Annotated in this window: 2 protein-coding genes; one reads left to right on the forward strand and one right to left on the reverse strand. The window is 66.4% G+C overall.

All coding sequences use genetic code 11. From position 1 onward, the window contains the following. A partial coding sequence (locus tag EOA28_RS35895; RefSeq protein ID WP_245501685.1) for an amidase family protein occupies positions 1–638 on the reverse strand: 638 nt, incomplete at its 3' end. 121 nt (positions 639–759) lie between these two features. Between EOA28_RS35895 and EOA28_RS35900 the strand changes: the two genes are divergently transcribed. After that, a complete protein-coding gene (locus tag EOA28_RS35900; RefSeq protein WP_127252681.1) occupies positions 760–1,107 on the forward strand; it encodes a GFA family protein in 348 nt (115 codons plus the stop codon). Positions 1,108–1,325: the final 218 nt, after the last annotated feature.

Raw genomic sequence — 1,325 nt, forward strand, 5'->3', positions numbered from 1 at the left:
AAGATCGCATCGGCAATCGCGCAATCGGCGACGCTGCGGGCAAGCGGGCCAATCGAATCCAGCGTCATCGACAGCGGAAGGGCGCCCGTCAAGGGCACGCGCCCCGCCGTCGGCTTGAAGCCGACGATGCCGTTGAGCGAGGCCGGGATGCGCACCGAGCCGCCGGTGTCCGAACCGATCGAGATGTCGCTTGTGCCCTCGCCGACCGCAACGCCCGCCCCCGATGACGAGCCGCCCGGGATCAGGCTGGCGTCGGCGGCATTGCCCGGCGTGCCATAGTGAAGGTTGTCGCCGATCGCGGTGAAGGCGAATTCGGTCATGTTGGTCTTGCCGACGATCACGGCGCCCGCCCGCCGGAGCCGCGCCACGATGGCCGCGTCCCGCGTCGCCGGCGCGGTGCCGGCGAGGATCAGCGACCCGGCCGTGGTCGGCTCGCCGGCAACGTCGAACAGATCCTTGATCGAGACGATGCGCCCGTCGAGCGGGCCAAGGCTGACGCCGGCCTTGCGGCGAGCGTCGGACGCATCGGCGGCTGCCCGCGCGGCCGCGGCATAGAGCTTGGTGTAGACCCGCTCCTCGGCCGCGCGATTGGCAAGACGTGACAGGATGGTTTCGAGACGATCGCGGACGGATTGCATTTTCGATGTCGGACCTTGCAAATTTGCAACGTCTTTTAGACGCGCGGCCTGATGTTGGGCCCGGCAAAGAGATAACCCGGCAAGCGTGCCTTTGCACCCTGCCAGCGATGGGAAGATGCTGATGCTGTACAAAGGCAGTTGCCACTGCGGCAAGGTGGCATTCGAGGTCAAGGGTGAGATCGGCGGCGCGGTGCGCTGCAACTGCTCGATCTGCGCGCGCAAGGGCGCGCTGCTGTGGGCGGTGCCGCATGAGAAGCTCAGTCTGGTCGCCTGGGGCGACGACCTCGGCCGCTACACCTTCGGCAAGGCTCAAATCGCGCATCGCTTCTGCCGGACCTGCGGAATCCACCCCTTCGCCGAGGATGTCGGCGAAAGCGGCGAACGCACGGCCTATATCAACATCAACTGCCTCGACGACGTCGACGTCGCCGGCATCGAAGTGTTCGAGTTCGACGGTCGCGCCGCCTAGGCGGCGGGTCGATCAAAGGCCTTGATTGAGATCAAGGGCTATTCCCGAGCCGCCGCTATCTTGCCTGCAAGTTTATTCGAGAGGGCACGATGAACAGGCGAACGATGCTCGTGGGCGCAGGCGCCGCGCTTGTCGCGGCGGGCACCGGTGTTGCCGGTTGGCGATCGGCGGTCGGGTCCATGGCCCAGTATGAGGTCTTCGCCGCCGGATTGCGTGAC

Origin of the sequence: Mesorhizobium sp. M2A.F.Ca.ET.067.02.1.1 (assembly GCF_004023285.1) — a bacterium.
Taxonomy (GTDB): Bacteria; Pseudomonadota; Alphaproteobacteria; order Rhizobiales; family Rhizobiaceae; genus Mesorhizobium.

Excerpts from the sequence above, each read along its gene's own strand:
- EOA28_RS35900 (WP_127252681.1), top strand. The coding sequence starts at position 760 with ATGCTGTACAAAGGCAGTTGCCACTGCGGCAAGGTGGCATTCGAGGTC.